The sequence below is a fragment of the Catenulispora subtropica genome, from assembly GCF_039531675.1.
Classification (GTDB): Bacteria; Actinomycetota; Actinomycetes; order Streptomycetales; family Catenulisporaceae; genus Catenulispora; species Catenulispora subtropica.
In genome coordinates, this window is sequence record NZ_BAAAQM010000003.1 from 145,742 (window position 1) to 163,750 (window position 18,009).

The following is an 18,009-nucleotide window of genomic DNA, read 5'->3' on the forward strand; positions in this document are numbered from 1 at the left end:
ATGGGAATCCTCGCAGGCAAGCGCATCGTCGTCACCGGTGTGCTCACCGAGAGCTCCATCGCCTTCCACGCGGCGCGGCTGGCCCAGCAGGAGGGCGCCGAGGTGGTGCTCACCGCCTTCCCGCGGCCCTCGCTGACCGAGCGGATCGCCAAGAAGCTGCCGAACGGCGGCGCGCCGGTGATCGAGCTCGACGTCACCAACGCCGACCACCTGGCGGCGCTGGCGGACAACGTGAAGCAGTACATGGACGGCGTCGACGGGATCGTGCACAGCATCGCGTTCGGCCCGCAGGACGCGCTCGGCGGCAACTTCCTGAACACGCCGTGGGAGTCGGTGGCGACCGCGGTGCACGTCTCGGCGTACTCGCTGAAGTCGGTGACCATGGCGCTGCTGCCGCTGTTCCCGGAGACCGGCGGCTCGGTCGTCGGCCTGGACTTCGACGCGCAGGTGGCGTGGCCGGGCTACGACTGGATGGGCGTGGCCAAGGCGGCGCTGGAGTCGACCTCCCGCTACCTGGCCCGGGACCTGGGCCCGCGGGGCATCCGCAGCAACCTGATCTCGGCCGGGCCGATCAAGACCATGGCCGCCAAGTCGATCCCGGGCTTCGAGGCCTTCGACGGCGTCTGGGACCAGCGGGCCCCGATCGGCTGGGACCTGCACGACGCCGAGCCGGCCGCGCGCGGCATCGTCGCGCTGCTGTCGGACTGGTTCCCGCGGACCACCGGCGAGGTCGTCCACGTCGACGGCGGCGTGCACGCCATGGGGGCCTGAACGCTCGGCTCGGGGAGACCCGAAGGACCGCGGACCTTCCGGCCGGGCCCGCTCCTCCTCGTGAGGGGCGGGCCCGGCCGCCGTCGCGCCGAAAATTCCGGCGAACCTGTCGGTGGCCTCCGCTAGAAAGGACGGCGAGACCGTCAATCTGAGGTCGTCGGGGTCGGCGGGTTTCGCGATATAGCTTGACTATCGGCACACGAGATATAGCGTGTGCATCGCAGTCATGCCGCCATGACGATCGGCGCGGAGGGGAATCCGATGAGCGAGGCATTGAGCGGGACCGAGGGCCTGACGGCCCCGGTGGCCGACGCTGTACCGAAGGAGACGGGGACGCCGATCCCCAAGGGTGCGTGGGCGGTGATGTTCACCGTGCTGGGCGCCTCGATGATGGACCTGCTGGACGCCACGGTGATGAACGTCGCCGCACCGTCGGTCAGCAAGGGGCTGGGGGCCACGCACGCCGAGTACCAGTGGATCAACATCGGCTACGTGCTGTCGTTCTCGGTGCTGCTCATCGCGGGCGGCCGGCTCGGCGACATCGCCGGGCGGCGCCGGATGTTCCTGATCGGGCTCGCGGGCTTCACGGTCATGTCCGGGCTGTGCGCGCTGGCGCAGAATCCCGGTGAGCTGATCGCCGCCCGGCTGCTCCAGGGCAGCGCCTCGGCGATGATGATCCCGCAGGGCATCGGCATGATCCGGGAGAAGTTCGGCCGGGAGAACAGCCAGAAGGCGTTCGCCGTCTTCGGGCCGTTCATGGGTCTGTCCGCGGCGCTCGGCCCGATCCTCGGCGGCATCCTGATCACCTACACGAGCTGGCGCTGGGTGTTCGTCATCAACCTGCCGATCGGCATCGTGGCGCTCTACTTCGCCGGCAAGGTACTGCCGACGGTGCACCACCGCGAGGGTGACAAGCCGAAACTGGATGTCATCGGCATGATCCTGTGTTCGGCGGCGGTGGGCTTGCTCGTCTACCCGATCATCCAGGGCCACGAGTACAAGTGGCCGGCCTGGACCTGGCTGATGATGGCCTCGTCGGCGGTCGTGATGGGCGTCTTCGGGCTCTACGCCCGGGCCCGGCACAAGCAGAACCTGGACCCCTTCATCGAGACCAGCCTGTTCAAGAAGCGTGCGTTCACCACCGGCACGATGACCATCTTCCTGTTCTTCGGCGCGTGCTCGGGCGCGTTCATCGTCAGCCCGCTGCTGCTGCAGGTCACCCTGGGCTGGTCGCCGCTGCGCGCGGGGCTGACCGGCGCGTGGTGGTCGGTGGGCACGATCATCTCCATGGGCGCCGGGCAGGCGTTCGTCAAGAAGACCCCCCGCCGGGTGCTGCACGCCGGTCTGCTGACGCTGGCCGTGGGCCTGGCGCTGACCGCGCTCACCATCAAGCACTACAACGGCTCCTTCTCGCACATGACGGAGAACGGCCCGATCTTCGACAGCGGCTTGAGCAGCTGGAACCTCGCCCCCGCCCTGATCATCAGCGGCATCGGCATGGGCCTGGTCTTCGCCCCCTTCTTCGGCCTGGTGCTCTCCGCCGTCGACGACCACGAACTGGGCTCGGCGAACGGGGTCATCGCCTCCTTCGACCAACTCGGAAACGCGGTCGCCGGCGCGGTCTTCAGCACCGTGTTCTACGGCGGCGTCGAGCACATCAAGGTCTCCGGCACCACCGTCAGCGGCGGCTCGCCGTTCACCTCCGCGGCACTCGTCTACTGGCTGGGCGCCGGCGTCCTGGTGCTGACCTGGGCCCTGGCGTTCATGGTGCCGAAGACGGCGCGGAGCGAGGACGAGATCATGATCTGACGCCCGCGGGCGTCCACGAGTCCGGGGGACTCGGGGGGATCCGGGGGACACGGGGACTCGGGGGAGGAGCGGCTCGGCGCGCCAGGCGCCGGGCCGCTCCTGTGCTGTACTGGCTCCATGGGGGTGGGCGAGGGCAGGATGCGGCTGCGGGTGACGAGCCATCCGGTCGGCGGCGCCGGATCCGGGCTCAGCAGGATCCTGAGCACCGGCTCCATGCTGCGGAACACGCTCGTCTATCCGCCCGCTCTCCGGGTCGCGTATCTGCACGCGAACCGCGCTGACCTCCTGCGGCTCGGCGCCTTGTTCCGCGTCGCCGCGACAAGTGCGCACAGCGCGATCCATGTACCGGTGCCGCCCGGAGCCCAGCCGATGACCGCCCTCGGTGTGGACACCCGACCGCTGGCTCTGGTCATGGCCCGCGACGACTCGGGACTGAAACGCTCGGATTGGCCCGCCCTGCGGCGCGGGATGCGGCGTGCCTCGGCGCCCTTGACGGTGACCGCTCCGGCCCCGCGCTCTCCCGACCGTTCCGGCGAGGTCGTCCGCCTGTCCGACCGCCATCCCGCCCGGTACGCCGAGCATGCCGGGACGATCATCGTCACGGCCCGGGCCGAGGTCCTGTTCTGGATGGGGGACTGGCTGACCTCGGCCGGTGAGCAGATCGCCCGGGACCGCCACATCCATCGGCACGGTGAGAGCTTCCTCGGTGACATCCGCGGCTTCTTCGATCCCCGGGGCACCGACGATCCCATGCACGCGTTCTGCGTGGTGGCCGTCGAGCCCATCTTCCACAAGGCCCGTCACCAGGCCTCGGCTTCCTAGCCGGAACACCTCTCTCTTGTCAGCCTCCCACCCCCTCCATATACTTAGCGTGCGTAAACTAAGTAAATCGCCGAGGGTGGGAGAGCATGACCGCACGCGGGCCGGATCATCCGCACTACAAGTGGGTGGCGCTGTCCAACACGACGGTGGGCACGCTGATCGCGACGATCAACTCCTCCATCGTGCTGATCTCGCTGCCGGCCATCTTCAACGGCATCAAGCTCGACCCGCTCCAGCCCTCCAACGTCAGCTACCTGCTGTGGATGCTGATGGGCTACATGCTGGTCACCGCGGTGTTCGTGGTGGCGCTCGGGCGGATGGGGGACATCTTCGGCCGGGTGAAGATCTACAACTCCGGGTTCCTGGTCTTCACGGTCTGCTCCGTGGCGCTGTCGCTGGATCCCTTCCACGGCGGCACCGGCGCGCTGTGGCTCATCGGATGGCGCGTGTTGCAGGCCATCGGCGGCGCCATGCTGATGGCGAACTCCGCGGCCATCATCACCGACGCCTTTCCCGCGGCGCAGCGCGGCATGGCGCTGGGCATCAACATCGTCGCGGCGATCGCCGGGTCCTTCATCGGCCTGGTGCTCGGCGGTGCGCTGTCGGAGTGGAACTGGCGCACCGTGTTCTGGGTGAACGTCCCGGTCGGGCTGATCGGGACCGTCTGGGCCTACAAGTCGCTGCACGACACCGGGATACGGGGCAAGGCCAAGATCGACTGGTGGGGCAACCTCACGTTCGCCGTCGGCCTCACAGCGCTGCTCGCCGGCATCACCTACGGCATCCAGCCCTACGGCGGCCACACTCAGGGCTGGACCGACCCGTGGGTGCTCGCCGGGCTGATCGGCGGGCTCGCCATGCTGGTGGTGTTCTGCGTCGTGGAGGCCAAGAGCTCGGATCCGATGCTGCCGATGTCCCTGTTCAGGAACCGGGCCTTCGCCACCGGGAACCTGGCCAACCTGCTCGGCGCCATCGCCCGCGGCGGCCTGCAGTTCATGCTGATCATCTGGCTGCAGGGCATCTGGCTGCCGCTGCACGGCTACGACTACAAGGACACGCCGCTGTGGGCGGGCATCTACATGATCCCGCTGACCCTCGGGTTCCTCGCGGCCGGGCCGATCGCCGGGCATCTGTCCGACAAGTTCGGGCCGCGGGTGTTCGCGGCCGGCGGCCTGCTGGTGATGGCTGTCTCCTTCGCCGGGCTGCTGATGATCCCCACCGACTTCAGCTACTGGGTGTTCGCGCTGCTGATCTTCCTCAACGGCGTCGGCGGCGGCCTGTTCTCCGCCCCGAACACCTCCCTGATCATGTCCAGCGTCCCGACCCGGATGCGCGGTGCGGCCTCCGGGGCACGCGCCACGTTCATGAACGCCGGCATGGTGCTGTCGATGGGCATCTTCTTCTCGCTCATGGTGGCCGGGCTGTCCAGCTCGCTGCCGCACACCCTGTCCAGCGGCCTGACCGCGCAGGGCGTGCCGGCCGACACCGCCTCCCAGATCTCGCACCTGCCGCCGGTGGCGACCCTGTTCGCCGCCTTCCTCGGGTACAACCCGATGCAACAGCTTCTCGGCCCGTCGACCCTGAGCGCGGTGCCCCCCTCCAACGCGCAGACGTTGACGGGCCGGGAATTCTTCCCCCACCTCATCTCGGGGCCCTTCCACGACGGCCTGATGGTCGTGTTCTGGCTCGCCATCGCCATGGCGGTGATCGGGGCGGCGGCCTCGGCGCTGCCCGGCCGGGCGGCCGACGGGCCGGCGCCGGAGGAGCAGGCCGGGAGCGGCGCGGGCGCCGATCAGCAGCAGAGCGCGGCGGCGACCGCCTGAGGCGGCGGGGCTCGGTAGATTGAAGGTGCGGGTGCGGCACTCCGTCGCGCCCGCACCGCATATCCGCACCGTCCGCCCTGCCCGCAGCTCCTGTGAAGGACCCGATGAACTCCTCGCCTCCCGGCCGGCCCGCGGCCCCCTCCGACGCTCAGCCCGACGCCGAGGTCGCCGCGCGGCTGCGGGTCGCCCTGGGCCGCCTGAACCGGCAGCTGCTGCAACGGCAGTCCGAGGCCAGCTTCGCGCAGCTGTCGGCGCTGTTCGTGATCGAGAAGTGGGGGCCGATCCGGATCGGGGACCTCGCCCAGCGGGAGAAGGTCGCGGCGCCGTCGATGACCCGGACGCTGAACGGGCTGGTGGCCGCCGACTGGGTGCAGCGCGAGCCGGACCCGGAGGACGGGCGTTCCTTCATGGTCACCCTGACGCCGGGCGGCCAGGAGCTCATCGGCAAAGTCCGGCGCCAGCGCACCGCGGCGCTGGTGCAGGGCATGGAGCGGCTCACCGCGGAGCAGCTGGCCGCGTTGCACGCGGCGGTGCCGGTGCTGGAGCAGCTCGCCGACGAGGTCGAGCCCAAGCAGCGCTGAGCTGGTGCCGGCTGGGACGCTGGTTCGGTGCCGACCCAGTGCCGACCCAGTGCCGACCCGGTGCTGACCTGTACTGACTTGGCGCTCACCCGGGGCCGCCCCGCCGCCGACCCCGCGGGGCGCGCCGCCCGGAAGCGATGGGAGACTGACGATATGACCGCAGCGAGCGAGGAACCCCAGGGCACCGTCCCGGACACCCCGGCCGACGCCGAGTGGCCGCCGCGGGAGTGGCGCGAGGCGCGGCGCGGTGCGGGCGGCAAGAGCATGTACCGGACGCTGGCGCTGATCGCGGCGATCATGGTCGTGCTGGTCGTGCTGTCCTTCTGGGGCATGGCCAACGGCTGATGCGGCACACCCTGATCCTGCTGCGGCACGCCAAGTCGGACTGGCCCGACGGCGTCGCCGACCACGAGCGCCCGCTGAACAAGCGCGGCCGCCATGACGCGCCGCGCACCGGGACGTGGCTGGTCGCCGAGGGCCGGGTTCCTGACCGGGCCGCGGTCTCGACCGCGCAGCGGACCCGTGAGACCTACGCCCTCGCCGCCGAAGCGTTCACCACCGAGCCCGAGGTCATCCATCTGGACGAGCTCTACGGCGCCTCGGCCGGGGAGATGCTGGAGGTGATCCGGGCTACCCCGGAGAGCGTCGGCACCCTGTTGGTGGTCTCCCACAACCCCGGCACCCAGTACCTGGCCCTGGCCCTGGCCGACGACACCCATGCGGACCTGGTCGGCCGCGTCCACTCCGGCTATCCGACCAACACCGCGACGGTGCTGGAGTTCGACGGCGAGTGGGCCGCGCTGGACCCGGCCGGCGCGTCGATCGTCGCCGTGGAGTCGCCGCGCGGCTGAGCTCGCGTTTGAGGTTGCCGAGCCCCCCTGACGTCACCGAGTCCGCCGGGCTCAGGCAGCGGGTTGCACCGGCTCCGGCAGCTCCTCGGCCGCATCCGCGGCCTCCACCTCTTCGCGGGTGATCCCCAGCAGGTACAGGATCGTGTCCAGGAAGGGCACGTTCACCGCCGTGTCCGCCTGCTCCCGGACCACCGGCTTGGCGTTGAACGCCACCCCGAGCCCGGCGGCGGCCAGCATGTCCAGGTCGTTCGCCCCGTCGCCGATCGCCACCGTGTCGGCCACCGGCACCCCGGCCGAGGCCGCGAACCCGCGCAGCGCCGCCGCCTTGCCGGCCCGGTCCACGATCGGGCCCACCACCCGGCCGGTCAGCCGGCCGTCCGGGCCGATCTCCAGGGTGTTGGCCAGCGCGAAGTCCAGGCCGAGCTCGTCCCGCAGCGAGTCGGTGACCTGGGTGAAGCCGCCGGAGACGATCCCGACCAGGTAGCCGAGCCGCTTTAGGGTCCGGACCAGGGTGCGGGCCCCCGGCATGAGCCGGACCGACCGGCGCACGTCCTCCAGCGCCGAGGCGTCCAGCCCGGCCAGCAGCGCCACCCGCTCCCGCAGCGAGCCGGCGAAGTCCAGCTCCCCGCGCATCGCCCGCGCGGTGATGTCGGCGACCGCGTCCAGGCACCCGGCGTGCGCCGCCAGCTCCTCGATGACCTCGCCCTCGATGAGGGTGGAGTCGACGTCCATCACCACCAGCCGCTTGGCCCGCCGGTTCAGTCCGGCGCGCTGCACGGCGACGTCGGCCTGCTCGGCGGCGGCGACCCGGGCCAGCCGGGGCCGCAGCACGTCCGGGTCGGCGCCGGAGACGTCGAGCTCGATGGCCGTGACCGGGTACTTGGCCAGCCGGTGTATCCGGTCGATGTTGCCCTTGCAGGCGGCGATCTCGCGGGCCAGCGCGGCCATCGCGTGCGGACGCAGCGGCGCGCCGAGCACCGTCACGTGGGTGCGGCCCTCGCGGCGCTTGCGGTTGTCGCCGAGGCCGGAGACCACCTCGATGTCCAGCTTCTCGTCCGCCGCCCAGCGGTGCAGGCCCAGGCGCAGCGCGGTCTCGTCGGCGGGCGCCCCGACCAGGACCCCCAGCACCAGCCGGCCGCGCACCACGACCTGCTCGACGTCCACGACGGGGACGTCGAACGGCTCGAGCGCGGCGAACAGGCTCGCGGTGACGCCGGGGCGGTCGGCGCCGTAGACGGTGACCAGGACGGTCTCGGCAGGCGGCGGCAGGGCGAGCGCGGTGTTCATGGTCTTTCCACGGTACCCGGGGGCCACCCCGCCGCGGGGGAGTGTCCGCGTGGCGGGCGCCGCAGGTCATGGGGCTGTGCCGAGGGCGCCCTGGACCTCAAGGGCCGTGAGGCTCGGCCCGTACGGGTGACGCCGGACCGTTCGACCCCCGCCGCCGACCAAGATCGGCCTAGCATTTGAGTATGGCCGCGGACGACCTGTCATTCGTCGCCGGGTTCCTCGCCGCGTCCGGGATGTTCTGGATCGGTGGCGGGGTGCTCTGGCTGGCGGTGTGCTTGCAGCGGCTGGCGCGGCTCCGGCTGCGGCTGCTCGGCGCGCCGGCCCGCGGCGAGGTGATCGGCATGGTGGTGTGCTGCGACGCCTCCGGGACCGTGCGCAACGCCCCGCGGGTCCGCTACTTCGCGAGCACCGGCCCGCCGGTCGTCACCCGCGCCTACGGCTACCGTCCGCACCAGAGCGTGGCCACCGGGGCGCAGGTGCGGCTCTGGTACGACCCGCTGCGCCCGGAGCGCATCCTGGTCTCCCGCTTCGACCTGCGGTTCCGGGACTTCCTGGCGCTGGCCGGGGCGCTGGCGGTGACCGGGATCGGGATCGCGATGGAGTTCGCGGCGCTGACGCTGGGGTAGCCGGGGTGGGCGGGGTAGCCCGGGTAGCCGGGCGGCCGGCCGGACGGCGGGGATGCCGCCTAGCTCGCGACCGGATCCCCGACCAGCAGCTCCCGCACCGCCTCGATGAGCCCCAGCAGCCGCCGCGTCTCCTCCAGCATGTGCAGCAGGATCCAGCGCACGTTGTAGCGGGTGCCGCCCCCCGCCACCGAGGTGTCCAGGCTCAGCCTCGCGGCGATGCTGCGGGACAGGGCGCACTGCGCGTCGTACTCGTCCAGCAGCTGCGCCAGCGGCACGTCCGGGTCGGCCAGGTAGTCCTGGGCCGGCGCCCGATCCCGCTCGCCGCGCAGCGCGACCTCGAACCAGGTGGCCTCGGCCCAGCGCAGGTGCGACACCGCGCCGCACAGGGTCAGGCCGGAACCGGGCAGGGCGATCCGGCGCGCGTCGGCGTCGGACACACCCGAGCAGCTGGCGCGGATCGCGGCGCGGGCGCCGTCGAGGAAGGCGTCGAGGGTGGCGCGCTCGTCGGCGGCGATCGGGGGGTGGAGCCGCGTAAGCATGCCAGGAAGGTAAGCGAACGATTTGTCCCCAGGTAGGCGGTGGAATCCCTGACGCACCAAAACCCGTGAGCAAGCAACCTGATTCAGTCGACGCGTCCCGGCTCCAGGATCGAGTGGTAGGCCGCCAGCTGCGCCCGCCGGGTCACCCGCTCCAGGCCGACCAGCGCCGAGGCCCGCAGCCGCGACTCCAGGGCGGTGACGCTGCCGCCCTCGTCCTGCCCGGCCAGGTCGGCGATGGCCGCCAGCCGCTGCGCCTGCGTCAGGACCTTGACGGCACGGGGCGGGTAGCCGGGGGCCAGCACCGCCTCCGGGGCCCGGCCGTGGCCGCGGATCGCGGCCAGCGACTCGGCCAGCTCCGGCCGCCAGCGGGCCACGTCCAGCCGGGCCAGCTCCTCGGCGGCCTCGCGCAGTGCCGCGGCCAGTTCCCGCTCGGCCTCCGACAGCGTCGGCGCCGGGGCCGCGCCGCCCTCGACCGGGGTGACGGTCCAGCGCACGGTGTGGCCGCGGTCGCCGTTCGGGCCGTACCCGTCGACGCTGGGGACGACGCCCAGCGCCGGGCCGTCGGTGAGCACCGCCTCGCCGGCGGCGATCGCGGCCTGGTTGAACGCCGCCGGGCCCTTGAGCCCCAGCGGGTCGCCGGGCCGGGGCAGCGCGAGGCGCAGGCCGGTGACGCCGGCGGCGCGCAGCCGGCCCAGCGCGATGGTCCAGCCCACCTCGCCGTCCTCGCCGGGCACGCCGGTCACCCGGTGCGGGTCGTCGCCGTCGGCCATGACCCGCTCGGCGGCCGAGTCCAGGCTGGCGTGCCCGGCCAGCCAGGCGTTGCCCCAGGCGACCAGACGTCCCGACCGGTGTTCGCTCAGCATGTCCACCAGGGTACGTGGCGCGCCCGACGGGGGCGCCGGTCGTCCGCGGGAGTGGCCTAAGCTTTGACCGATCGAAGATCGAGGCCGTATCGCGTCAGAAAGTTGTGCCCGCCATGACCGAAGTCCTGTCCGTCGACCCCGACAGCGTCCTCGACCCCGACAGCGTCCTCGACCTCGTCGACGTCTCCGTGGTCCGCGAGGGCCGCAAGCTGCTGGACGCCGTGAACTGGACGGTCGGCGAGGGCGAGCGCTGGGTGGTCCTCGGGCCGAACGGCGCGGGCAAGACCACGGTGCTGAACATCGCCGCCACCTCGCTGTTCCCGACCGCCGGCGTGGTCGGTGTGCTGGGCGAGCGGCTCGGCGCGGTGGACGTGTTCGAACTGCGCCCGCGCATCGGGTACTCCTCGGCCGCGGTCGCCGAGCGCCTGCCGCGCGGCGAGACGGTCCGCGACGTGGTGATGACCGCCTCCTACGGCATGGTCGGCCGCTGGCGCGAGAAGTACGACGAGGCCGACGCCCGGCGCGCCGACGAACTGCTGGCCTGGTGGGGCATGGCCGAGTTCGGCGCCCGCACCTTCGGCACGCTGTCCGAGGGCGAGCGCAAGCGGGCGCTGATCGCCCGGGCGCTGATGGCCGACCCGGAGCTGCTGCTGCTCGACGAGCCGGCCGCCGGCCTGGACCTGGGTGGCCGCGAGGACCTGGTGCGGCGGCTGTCCCGGCTGGCGAGCGACCCGTACGCGCCGGTGACCGTCCTGGTCACGCACCACGTCGAGGAGATCCCGCCGGGCTTCTCGCACATCCTGCTGGTGCGGGCCGGCGCGGTGGTGGCGGCCGGGCCCATCGACGGGGCCCTGACCTCGGACAACCTGACGGCCACGTTCGGGCTGCCGCTGAGCGTGGAGAAGTACGCCACCGCCGCGGGCGACCGTTGGTACGCCCGCGCGGTGTGACCGGGGAGACAAGGGCCTGACATTCGAGGCCTGCCCCCGGCGGTTCTCCTTGCGTAGCATGGGATCCATGCACGCGTGGATGGTGTGGGCGGTCGCTGCGGCCGTGCTGATCGGCTTGGAACTGGCCACGACCACGCTGGTCCTCGCGATGCTCGGGGTCGGGGCCGCGGCGGCCGCGGTCGGAGCCGGCGTCGGGGGGAACGCGGCGGTGCAGATCGTGGCGTTCGGCACCGTGTCGGTGGCCACCCTGGTCTTCGCGCGCCCGGCCGCCATGAAGCGCCTGCACGGTCCCGAGCACCGGCAGGGCACCGACCGGCTGCTCGGCGCCGAGGCGGTGGTGGTCGAGCGGGTCGACGGGCACGACGGCCGGGTGCGGATATCCGGGGAGATCTGGAGCGCGCGGGCCTACGACGGCCAGAGCGAGTACGCGGTCGGCGACCGCGTGGACGTCGCGCAGATCGACGGGGCGACCGCTCTGGTGCTGTAGCCCTCCCGAGGGATGTCAGGACCGGTGGTTCCCCGGTCGGTCCGGTGGGCAGGACAATCCTCGGGGAACGGTGTGTGCGCCGTGCCTTCGCGATTCGGTGGCGCAGCGGCGCCCAGCGCCTCCTGGAAGGGTGGTTGGCGGGTGACGGGTGGGCCTAAGATCGAGCTCTGTCACCGGGGGGTGCCGCCGCCTCCTCCGCCGGACTCCGATGTCATAAAGGAGGTGTCGATATGATCACCACGGTTGTCGTCCTCATCGTGATCGCCGCCCTGATCGGCTTGTCGCTGTTCCAGTCGGTGCGCATCGTGGGCCAGGGCACGGTCGCGGTCATCGAGCGCTTCGGCCGCTACACCCGCACCCTGACCCCGGGCCTTCGGATCCTGATGCCGGTGGTCGACCGGGTGCGCGCCATCATCGACGTCCGCGAGCAGGTGGTCCCGTTCCCGCCGCAGCCGGTGATCACCCAGGACAACCTGACGGTGTCCATCGACACCGTGATCTACTTCCAGGTCACCGACGCCCGCGCGGCGGTGTACCAGATCACGAACTACATCCAGGCCATCGAGCAGCTGACCGTGACCACGCTGCGCAACATCGTCGGCGGCATGGACCTGGAGCGCACCCTGACCAGCCGCGACTACATCAACAACGAGCTGCGCGGGGTCCTGGACCAGGTGACCGGCAACTGGGGCATCCGGGTCAGCCGGGTCGAGCTGAAGGCGGTGGAGCCGCCGGCCTCGATCCAGGACTCGATGGAGAAGCAGATGCGCGCCGACCGGGACCGCCGCGCGGCGATCCTGTCGGCCGAGGGCTTCAAGCAGTCGCAAATTCTCACCGCCGAGGGCGAGAAGCAGGCCGCGGTGCTGCGCGCCGAGGGCGAGGCCAAGGCCCGCGCGCTGCAGGCCGAGGGCGAGGCGGCGGCGATCCGCAAGGTGTTCGAGGCGATCCACGACGGCAACGCCGACAACCAGGTGATGGCCTACCAGTACCTGCAGCAGCTGCCGAAGATCGCCGAGGGTGACAGCAACAAGCTGTGGATCATCCCCAGCGAGTTCGGCAAGGCGCTGGAGAACGTGGGCGGGGCGCTGGGGCGGCTGCCCGGGATGCCCGCGGCGCCCCCGGAGCCGTCGCTGGCCGCCAACGGGAACGGCGGCGGGCCGCTGTCCCACGGCGGCGACGCGCAGGGCCCTGCGAAGGGGCCGCGTGCGGACCGGCCGCCGCGGCAGCGGGGGACGTCGAGTCCGGCCGACGACGTGTTCTTCAATCAGGACGAGGACTGATCTCGGGTTCGTTACGTAGGGGCCGAGGTACCTCGGAAGCGAGGTACCTCGCCTCCGAGGTACCTCGGCCCTCTGTGCGCGGATCGAACCTGAAGCGTGGTTCAGCTCGCCTGTCTCGTTCCGAGTGCCTCAGCTGCCACTGACACCCCCAGCAGCGCTGCACCGAGCGCCCCGACCGCGGTGAGGCGGTCGCCGAGCAGTGCCACGGCGAGCGCCGTGCCGGTCAGTGGTTCCAGCAACGCGGTGACGGTGCCGGTACTGGCCGCCGCGGTACGCAGGCCGGTGAAGTAGAGCGCGTAGGCGGTGGCGGTCGGCACCAGGCCCAGCGCCAGCAACAGGCCGAGGGCCGCGGGGCCGGGCGCGAAGGACGCGCCCGTGGTGGCGGTCGCCGTGGCGAGCAGCGCCACGCCGCCGAGAAGGAAGCCGTAGCCGGTCATCGCGGCCTCGTCGAGGCCGGGCACCGGCGTGCCGCAGATCAGGCTGATCGCGGCGAAGCCGGCGGCGCTGGCGACGGCGCAGGCCGCGCCGGCGGCCAGGGCGGAGGCGCCGATGCCGTGCGGCGGCCGGCCGACGAGCAGGCCGAGGCCGGCGACGGCCAGTGCCACGGTGCCGGCCACGCGGGTATCCAGCCGCCGCCGGCCGGTGGCCTGCTCGAAGCCGACCACCAGGACGGGGGCGGCGCCGATGGTGATCAGTGTGGCGAGACTCACGCTCGTCAGTGTCACCGCGGAGAAGTAACAGGCCTGGAACTGCGCCGAGAGCAGGCCGAGGACGCCGACCCGGAACCAGGCGGCGCGATCTCGGGGACGTCCCCGGCCGGTGGCGGCGCAGTAGCCGACGAGCAACGCGCCGCCGATGAGCAGCCGGTAGCCGGCCACCGCGGCCGGGGAGAGGTGGGTGTGCAGCGCGAGCAGGCGCCCGGTGAGGCCGCCGGTGCCCCAGAGCACGCCGGAGGTGATGAGGAAGATCAAGGGAATCGCTCCTGCGACGGGAAAGGTCCGATGGAGGTCGCGGGAAGCGGGGGCGTGACTCAGTGCCCTGCGGGCGTCAGACGGCCGGCAGGCGGTCCTGGATCCGTGGCGGCCACGGACCGGGTCGACCCCGCTTCAGGAGCTCGGCGGCGGGGTGACCGGGAACAACCGGTGCACGGTCGGGATTTTAGTGGGCGGGACACCTCGCGGCCAAGCGATCTTCTGGGGCTACCCTCGACACTTGCACGGCACGGAAGGCGCGGGAGGCGGAGGCGGCAGTGGGCATCGGCGAGGCGGCGGCACTGCTGGGCGTGGGCATGGCGGCGGGCACGATCAACGTGGTGGTCGGCTCCGGCACCCTGGTGACCTTCCCGACCCTGCTGGCCTTCGGCTACAGCCCGGTGGTCGCGAACGTGACGAACACCGTCGGCCTGGTCTCCGGCTCCCTGTCCGGCATCCACGGCTACCGCACCGAGATCGGCGACTTCCGTGCCAAACGCGCCGGCCGCCTGGCCCGCCTGATAGCCGCCTCCCTGCTGGGCGCCACGACCGGCGCCCTGCTGCTGCTGGTCCTGCCCCCGAAGGCCTTCAAGGCGATAGTCCCGGCGCTGATCGCCCTGGCGCTGGTCCTGATCGTGGTGCAGCCGCGCCTGGCGAAGCGGATCGCGGCCCGGCGCGAGGCGGCGGGCGACGGCTCCCGCGACCGCGGCTGGGGCGTCCTGGCCGCGGTCTACGGCACCGGCGTCTACGGCGGCTACTTCGGCGCGGCACAGGGCGTGCTGCTGATGGCGATCCTGGGCCTGACCTACGCCGACCACCTGCAGGTCCTCAACGGCGTGAAGAACGTCCTCGCCTGCGTGGTGAACGCGGTCGCGGCGGTGCTGTTCATCCTGGTCGGGACCTTCGGCGGCGGCCCGGCGGTCCAGTGGGGCCCGGCCGCGGCCATCGCCATCGGCGCCCTGATCGGCGGCCAGATCGGCGCCAGGGTGGGACGCCGCCTGCCGCCGAAGGTGCTGCGAGGACTGATCATCACGGTCGGCCTGGTGGCGATCGTGTCCATGCTGGTGTGAGGCCGCCGGCCGGAACGACCGGCGGCCCGCTGGTCCAGCGCTAGCGGTCGACCGCCGCCGGAGCCGCGACAGCCGACGTCGGCGGACTCACCGGCAGCGAGGGGGAGCCGGGGATGCTCGGGAGAACCGGGAGGTTCGGGGAGCTCGGGCTACTCGGGATGGGGGCCGGTGCGGTGGAGGGCGGGGGCAGGTCCGGGGTGGTGGTGGTCGGCGGGGCCGTGGTGGTGGGGGTCGGGGGCAGTTCCGGAGTGGTGATGGTCGGCGGAGCCGGTGCGGTGGTGGTCGGCGGCAGTTCCGGAGTGGCGGTGGTCGGCGGAGCCGTGGTGGTAGGCGCTGTCGGTGCTGCAGGTGTCGTCGGCGGCGCGGTGGTGGTCGGCGGAGCCGGTGCCGTAGGCATCGAGGGCTGGTCTGGCGCCGGTGCGGTCGGGGTCGTGGGCGTTGTGGTCGGCGTGGTGGTGGTCGGCGGAGCCGTGGTGGTGGGCGGTGCTGTCGGTGTCGTGGGCTGGTCCGGCGCTGGCGCCGGCGCCGGTGTCGTCGGGCTCGTCGGGCTCGCCGGGTCCGTGGGCGGCGCCGTAGTGGGCGGCGCCGTAGTGGTCGGCGGCACGGTGGTCGGCGGCGCGGTGGTCGTGGGCGGCGTCGTCGGGGCCGTCGGCGAGCCGGGCGAACTCGGCGCCGGAGCCGCCGTCGTCCCTCCGGCCTGCATCGCCGTCTGCAGTGCCTGGATCGCCGCCAGCGCCGCGTCGCACGCCGCCTTCATCGACGAGTCGCCGCATGTCGCCGTGAGGGGTGCCACCGGGTCGGCGGTCGGCTGGGTATGGGCGGATGCGGAGGCGGTGCCCACCCCCGTGGCGCAGGCCGCGAGGGCGGCGGTGGTGAGTAGGGCGAATCTCGTGCTGTGGCGCATCGTGTGCGACTCCCGTGGTGGGGACGCCGGGTGGCGTCCGTGCAAGGGCGCGCATACCCGTCCACATAGATGCAAACTGGGGCGTTGTCCATCTTCCCCGAAATGGCAGTGTATCCAGCTGATACTACTTATCCTGGGGGAGGACCCGGTGCGGTCCCGATCGCATGGCGTCCGGGTTCCGTGGTCAGTATCCTGCCGGTGACGGGGGTCGTCGGCGGGCTGGGGCGGGGGTCCGGGCGAGCTGGTTCGTGGGGCAGGGAAGCAGGCAGGTTCGGCAACGCGGCGCGGCGCATCCGCGTCACCATGACAACCCGGCAGACAGCCGGCAGGTCCGTTTCGGAGATGCGTCTTGGGCAAGGTCTCCTATCGTTACGCGCACATCGAGGACCTCGACGCGCCGACCATCTACGCCCTGCTCCGCCTGCGCCAGGAGGTCTTCATCGTCGAGTGGGGGAGCTCCCACCTGGACATCGACGGGCGGGACACCGAGCCGGCCAGCGTCCACCTGTGGGCCGAGCGGGACGGGGAGGTGCTGGCCGCCCTGCGGGTGGTCCAGGAGTCCGACGACGCGCTGCGGATAGAGCGGCTCGCCACGCGGTTCGGCGCGCGCGGCCGGGGGATCGCCGGCCGGCTGCTGGACTACGCCGTGAAGATGGCCGGGGAACGCCGGTTGCTGATCGACGTGCCCACCGCCCTGGAGCCGTGGGCCGAGCGGTTCGGGTTCGCCCGGGCCGGTGAGCCTTTCCTCGCCGAGGGTATCCAGCAGGTGACCATGGCGCACTGATCGCGTGAGGGCGTCGGCGGGGAGCACGTCGGGCGGCCGCACGGTCCGGTGCACGTGCCTTTGCGGATGCGGCCCCGGTCCGGTGTCCGCCGGGGGCGCGCCACGCGGTCACGCCACCACCGAACGGGCATGTTCGCTGTCTGATTCGCCCCGTTTCGCCGGATTCGCCGCCTCGCGGACGGAACAGGCGGTGTTAGTGTGCGTTGAAGTTCCTACAGATGTGACACGGAGGACGACTCCATGCCCGAACCACGGCGTGACCCCAGCCTCGCCGTGCCTGTGATGCCGGCCGAGAGGCCGGCATGACGGCCGGCCGGCACGGCGCCGCGGGGTCGGCGATAGCCCAGGCGGCGGCGCCGGTCGCCGTCGTCGGCTACGACGGCTCGCTCCCGGGCCCGGTCGTGCGCCGCGTCCTGGAGTCCTCCGAACTGGTCGTGGGCGCCGCCCGGCACCTGGACGGCATCGGCGTCCCGGACCACGTGCGGCGCATCCTGCTCGGCGACGACAACCGCCTGGCCTACGCCCGCCTCACCGCGCACCTCACCGACCCGAAGGCGGGTCCGGCGGTGGTGGTGACGGCCGGCGACCCGGGGTTCTTCGGCGTGCTGCGTGATCTGCGCGAATCAGGCTTCGAGGTCGTCGGCTACCCGGCGCCCGGCCCGGTGGCCGCCGCGCTGGGCCGCCTGGGCCTGCCGTGGGACGACGCGGTCGTGGTCTGCGTCACCGACGACCGCTCGCTGGAGCGCGCGGCCAACACCGCCCGCGCCCACCCCAAGGTCGCCATCATGGCCGCCCCCGAGTTCCCGCCGCACCGGGTCGCCACCGCCCTGCGCGGGGCCAAGCGCGCCTTCATCGTGGCCCAGCATCTGGGCGAACCGGACGAGGCCATCGAGAGCTTCTCCCCGGCCGAGGCGGCCGCCCGCGCGGTGTGGGGCGCCGCCGACGCCATCCTGGTGCTGGACGAGGAGCGGCTGAGCCCGGAGTCCCCGCACGACCCCCGCTGGGGCTCGGGTTGGGTCTCGGCGTGGGCCGGGCCGTCGGCCGGCTGGGCGGTGCCGGACAACGCCTTCGTCGCCCGCGGCCCGCAGGTGCTGCCCTCCGAAGTCAGGGCCTTGATTCTGGCGCGGCTGGCCCCGCGCCTCGGCGCCATGGTCTGGGAGGTCGCGGCCGGCGCCGGCGCGCTGGCCGTGGAGTGCGCCCGGCTGGGCGCCGCCGTCGTCGCCGTGGACCGCGACCCCGACGCCTGCGAACGCATAGCCCTGAACGCCGTGATGCACGGCGTGGACGTCGAGGTGGTCAGCGGTCCGGCGCCGGGCGCGCTCAGCACCCTGCCGCGCCCGGACGCCATCTTCGTCGGCACCGAGCGCGCCGACATCGTCCGGGCCTGCGCCACCACCTCCGCGCGCACCGTCGTCACCGCGGTCACCGCCCTGGACCGGCTGCCCGCCGTCCGGCAGGCGCTGCGGATCGGGGGCCGGCGCGTGGACGGCGTGCAGTTGCAGGCCTCGAGGCTGGCGCCGTTCCCGGGGGACGCGTTCCGGATGGCCCCGGCGGCTCCGGTATTCGTTCTTTGGGGTGAGCTCGGGTGATC

19 protein-coding genes are annotated in these 18,009 nt (G+C 72.6%); 14 read left to right on the forward strand and 5 right to left on the reverse strand.

Annotated features, from left to right (window positions below):
- The 7 genes from fabI (at window position 1) to ABD466_RS04400 (ending at window position 6,657) form a co-directional block, all read left to right on the forward strand.
- Window positions 1–771 carry an enoyl-ACP reductase FabI gene (gene fabI / locus ABD466_RS04370; RefSeq protein WP_344655603.1) on the forward strand — a complete coding sequence of 257 codons (771 nt, stop codon included), beginning with the start codon at window positions 1–3 and terminating at the stop codon, window positions 769–771.
- A gap of 261 nt (window positions 772–1,032) precedes the next feature.
- Window positions 1,033–2,580: an MFS transporter gene (locus ABD466_RS04375; RefSeq protein WP_344655604.1), complete on the forward strand. Its 1,548-nt coding sequence runs from the start codon at window positions 1,033–1,035 to the stop codon at window positions 2,578–2,580.
- Window positions 2,581–2,697: 117 nt separating this feature from the next.
- Window positions 2,698–3,402, forward strand: a complete 705-nt coding sequence (locus tag ABD466_RS04380; protein ID WP_344655605.1) for a hypothetical protein — start codon at window positions 2,698–2,700, stop codon at window positions 3,400–3,402.
- 86 nt (window positions 3,403–3,488) lie between these two features.
- Complete coding sequence (locus ABD466_RS04385; protein ID WP_344655606.1) at window positions 3,489–5,225, forward strand: MFS transporter; 1,737 nt, start codon at window positions 3,489–3,491, stop codon at window positions 5,223–5,225.
- Between the two features lie 104 nt (window positions 5,226–5,329).
- Window positions 5,330–5,806: a MarR family winged helix-turn-helix transcriptional regulator gene (locus tag ABD466_RS04390; RefSeq protein WP_344655607.1), complete on the forward strand. Its 477-nt coding sequence runs from the start codon at window positions 5,330–5,332 to the stop codon at window positions 5,804–5,806.
- A gap of 153 nt (window positions 5,807–5,959) precedes the next feature.
- Window positions 5,960–6,151 carry a hypothetical protein gene (locus ABD466_RS04395; RefSeq protein WP_344655608.1) on the forward strand — a complete coding sequence of 64 codons (192 nt, stop codon included), beginning with the start codon at window positions 5,960–5,962 and terminating at the stop codon, window positions 6,149–6,151.
- Window positions 6,151–6,657, forward strand: a complete 507-nt coding sequence (locus ABD466_RS04400; RefSeq protein ID WP_344655609.1) for a SixA phosphatase family protein — start codon at window positions 6,151–6,153, stop codon at window positions 6,655–6,657. The genes ABD466_RS04395 and ABD466_RS04400 overlap by 1 nt, the downstream gene beginning before the upstream one ends.
- Before the next feature lie 51 nt (window positions 6,658–6,708).
- Here the strand turns inward: ABD466_RS04400 and serB are convergent, their stop codons facing one another.
- Window positions 6,709–7,944 (reverse strand): phosphoserine phosphatase SerB, encoded by a 1,236-nt coding sequence (serB, locus tag ABD466_RS04405; RefSeq protein WP_344655610.1) that lies wholly within the window; start codon window positions 7,942–7,944, stop codon window positions 6,709–6,711.
- Between the two features lie 182 nt (window positions 7,945–8,126).
- Between serB and ABD466_RS04410 the strand changes: the two genes are divergently transcribed.
- Window positions 8,127–8,570: a DUF3592 domain-containing protein gene (locus ABD466_RS04410; RefSeq protein ID WP_344655611.1), complete on the forward strand. Its 444-nt coding sequence runs from the start codon at window positions 8,127–8,129 to the stop codon at window positions 8,568–8,570.
- A 59-nt stretch (window positions 8,571–8,629) separates the two neighbouring features.
- Here ABD466_RS04410 and ABD466_RS04415 read toward each other — a convergent pair whose 3' ends face one another.
- Together ABD466_RS04415 and ABD466_RS04420 are read right to left on the reverse strand one after the other, a co-directional pair.
- Window positions 8,630–9,109 carry a mycothiol transferase gene (locus ABD466_RS04415; RefSeq protein WP_344655612.1) on the reverse strand — a complete coding sequence of 160 codons (480 nt, stop codon included), beginning with the start codon at window positions 9,107–9,109 and terminating at the stop codon, window positions 8,630–8,632.
- A gap of 83 nt (window positions 9,110–9,192) precedes the next feature.
- Window positions 9,193–9,972 carry a hypothetical protein gene (locus tag ABD466_RS04420; protein ID WP_344655613.1) on the reverse strand — a complete coding sequence of 260 codons (780 nt, stop codon included), beginning with the start codon at window positions 9,970–9,972 and terminating at the stop codon, window positions 9,193–9,195.
- A 113-nt stretch (window positions 9,973–10,085) separates the two neighbouring features.
- Here ABD466_RS04420 and ABD466_RS04425 point away from each other — a divergent pair, with 113 nt between their 5' ends.
- The 3 genes from ABD466_RS04425 (at window position 10,086) to ABD466_RS04435 (ending at window position 12,689) form a co-directional block, all read left to right on the forward strand.
- On the forward strand, window positions 10,086–10,922 hold the full coding sequence (locus ABD466_RS04425; RefSeq protein WP_344655614.1) for an ABC transporter ATP-binding protein: 837 nt from the start codon (window positions 10,086–10,088) through the stop codon (window positions 10,920–10,922).
- A 67-nt stretch (window positions 10,923–10,989) separates the two neighbouring features.
- On the forward strand, window positions 10,990–11,409 hold the full coding sequence (locus ABD466_RS04430; RefSeq protein WP_344655615.1) for an NfeD family protein: 420 nt from the start codon (window positions 10,990–10,992) through the stop codon (window positions 11,407–11,409).
- A gap of 230 nt (window positions 11,410–11,639) precedes the next feature.
- Complete coding sequence (locus ABD466_RS04435; protein WP_344655616.1) at window positions 11,640–12,689, forward strand: SPFH domain-containing protein; 1,050 nt, start codon at window positions 11,640–11,642, stop codon at window positions 12,687–12,689.
- Between the two features lie 101 nt (window positions 12,690–12,790).
- Here the strand turns inward: ABD466_RS04435 and ABD466_RS04440 are convergent, their stop codons facing one another.
- Window positions 12,791–13,660: a DMT family transporter gene (locus tag ABD466_RS04440; RefSeq protein ID WP_344655617.1), complete on the reverse strand. Its 870-nt coding sequence runs from the start codon at window positions 13,658–13,660 to the stop codon at window positions 12,791–12,793.
- A gap of 278 nt (window positions 13,661–13,938) precedes the next feature.
- Between ABD466_RS04440 and ABD466_RS04445 the strand changes: the two genes are divergently transcribed.
- Entirely contained in the window at window positions 13,939–14,730 is a 792-nt protein-coding gene (locus ABD466_RS04445) for a sulfite exporter TauE/SafE family protein (RefSeq protein WP_344655618.1), read from the forward strand.
- A 149-nt stretch (window positions 14,731–14,879) separates the two neighbouring features.
- Here the strand turns inward: ABD466_RS04445 and ABD466_RS04450 are convergent, their stop codons facing one another.
- Entirely contained in the window at window positions 14,880–15,476 is a 597-nt protein-coding gene (locus ABD466_RS04450) for a hypothetical protein (RefSeq protein WP_344655619.1), read from the reverse strand.
- A gap of 507 nt (window positions 15,477–15,983) precedes the next feature.
- Between ABD466_RS04450 and ABD466_RS04455 the strand changes: the two genes are divergently transcribed.
- Window positions 15,984–16,418: a GNAT family N-acetyltransferase gene (locus tag ABD466_RS04455; protein WP_344655620.1), complete on the forward strand. Its 435-nt coding sequence runs from the start codon at window positions 15,984–15,986 to the stop codon at window positions 16,416–16,418.
- Window positions 16,419–16,720: 302 nt separating this feature from the next.
- Complete coding sequence (locus ABD466_RS04460) at window positions 16,721–18,007, forward strand: bifunctional cobalt-precorrin-7 (C(5))-methyltransferase/cobalt-precorrin-6B (C(15))-methyltransferase (protein WP_344655621.1); 1,287 nt, start codon at window positions 16,721–16,723, stop codon at window positions 18,005–18,007.
- Window positions 18,008–18,009: the final 2 nt, after the last annotated feature.

Bases quoted from the DNA above. Each gene is read 5' to 3' on its own strand.
- ABD466_RS04375 (WP_344655604.1), top strand. From the start codon at position 1,033: ATGAGCGAGGCATTGAGCGGGACCGAGGGCCTGACGGCCCCGGTGGCC.
- ABD466_RS04390 (WP_344655607.1), top strand. From the start codon at position 5,330: ATGAACTCCTCGCCTCCCGGCCGGCCCGCGGCCCCCTCCGACGCTCAG.
- ABD466_RS04425 (WP_344655614.1), top strand. From the start codon at position 10,086: ATGACCGAAGTCCTGTCCGTCGACCCCGACAGCGTCCTCGACCCCGAC.
- ABD466_RS04460 (WP_344655621.1), top strand. From the start codon at position 16,721: ATGACGGCCGGCCGGCACGGCGCCGCGGGGTCGGCGATAGCCCAGGCG.
- serB (WP_344655610.1), bottom strand. From the start codon at position 7,944: ATGAACACCGCGCTCGCCCTGCCGCCGCCTGCCGAGACCGTCCTGGTC.
- ABD466_RS04420 (WP_344655613.1), bottom strand. From the start codon at position 9,972: ATGCTGAGCGAACACCGGTCGGGACGTCTGGTCGCCTGGGGCAACGCC.
- ABD466_RS04385 (WP_344655606.1), top strand. From the start codon at position 3,489: ATGACCGCACGCGGGCCGGATCATCCGCACTACAAGTGGGTGGCGCTG.
- ABD466_RS04410 (WP_344655611.1), top strand. From the start codon at position 8,127: ATGGCCGCGGACGACCTGTCATTCGTCGCCGGGTTCCTCGCCGCGTCC.
- fabI (WP_344655603.1), top strand. From the start codon at position 1: ATGGGAATCCTCGCAGGCAAGCGCATCGTCGTCACCGGTGTGCTCACC.
- ABD466_RS04435 (WP_344655616.1), top strand. From the start codon at position 11,640: ATGATCACCACGGTTGTCGTCCTCATCGTGATCGCCGCCCTGATCGGC.
- ABD466_RS04400 (WP_344655609.1), top strand. From the start codon at position 6,151: ATGCGGCACACCCTGATCCTGCTGCGGCACGCCAAGTCGGACTGGCCC.
- ABD466_RS04380 (WP_344655605.1), top strand. From the start codon at position 2,698: ATGGGGGTGGGCGAGGGCAGGATGCGGCTGCGGGTGACGAGCCATCCG.
- ABD466_RS04395 (WP_344655608.1), top strand. From the start codon at position 5,960: ATGACCGCAGCGAGCGAGGAACCCCAGGGCACCGTCCCGGACACCCCG.
- ABD466_RS04415 (WP_344655612.1), bottom strand. From the start codon at position 9,109: ATGCTTACGCGGCTCCACCCCCCGATCGCCGCCGACGAGCGCGCCACC.
- ABD466_RS04430 (WP_344655615.1), top strand. From the start codon at position 10,990: ATGCACGCGTGGATGGTGTGGGCGGTCGCTGCGGCCGTGCTGATCGGC.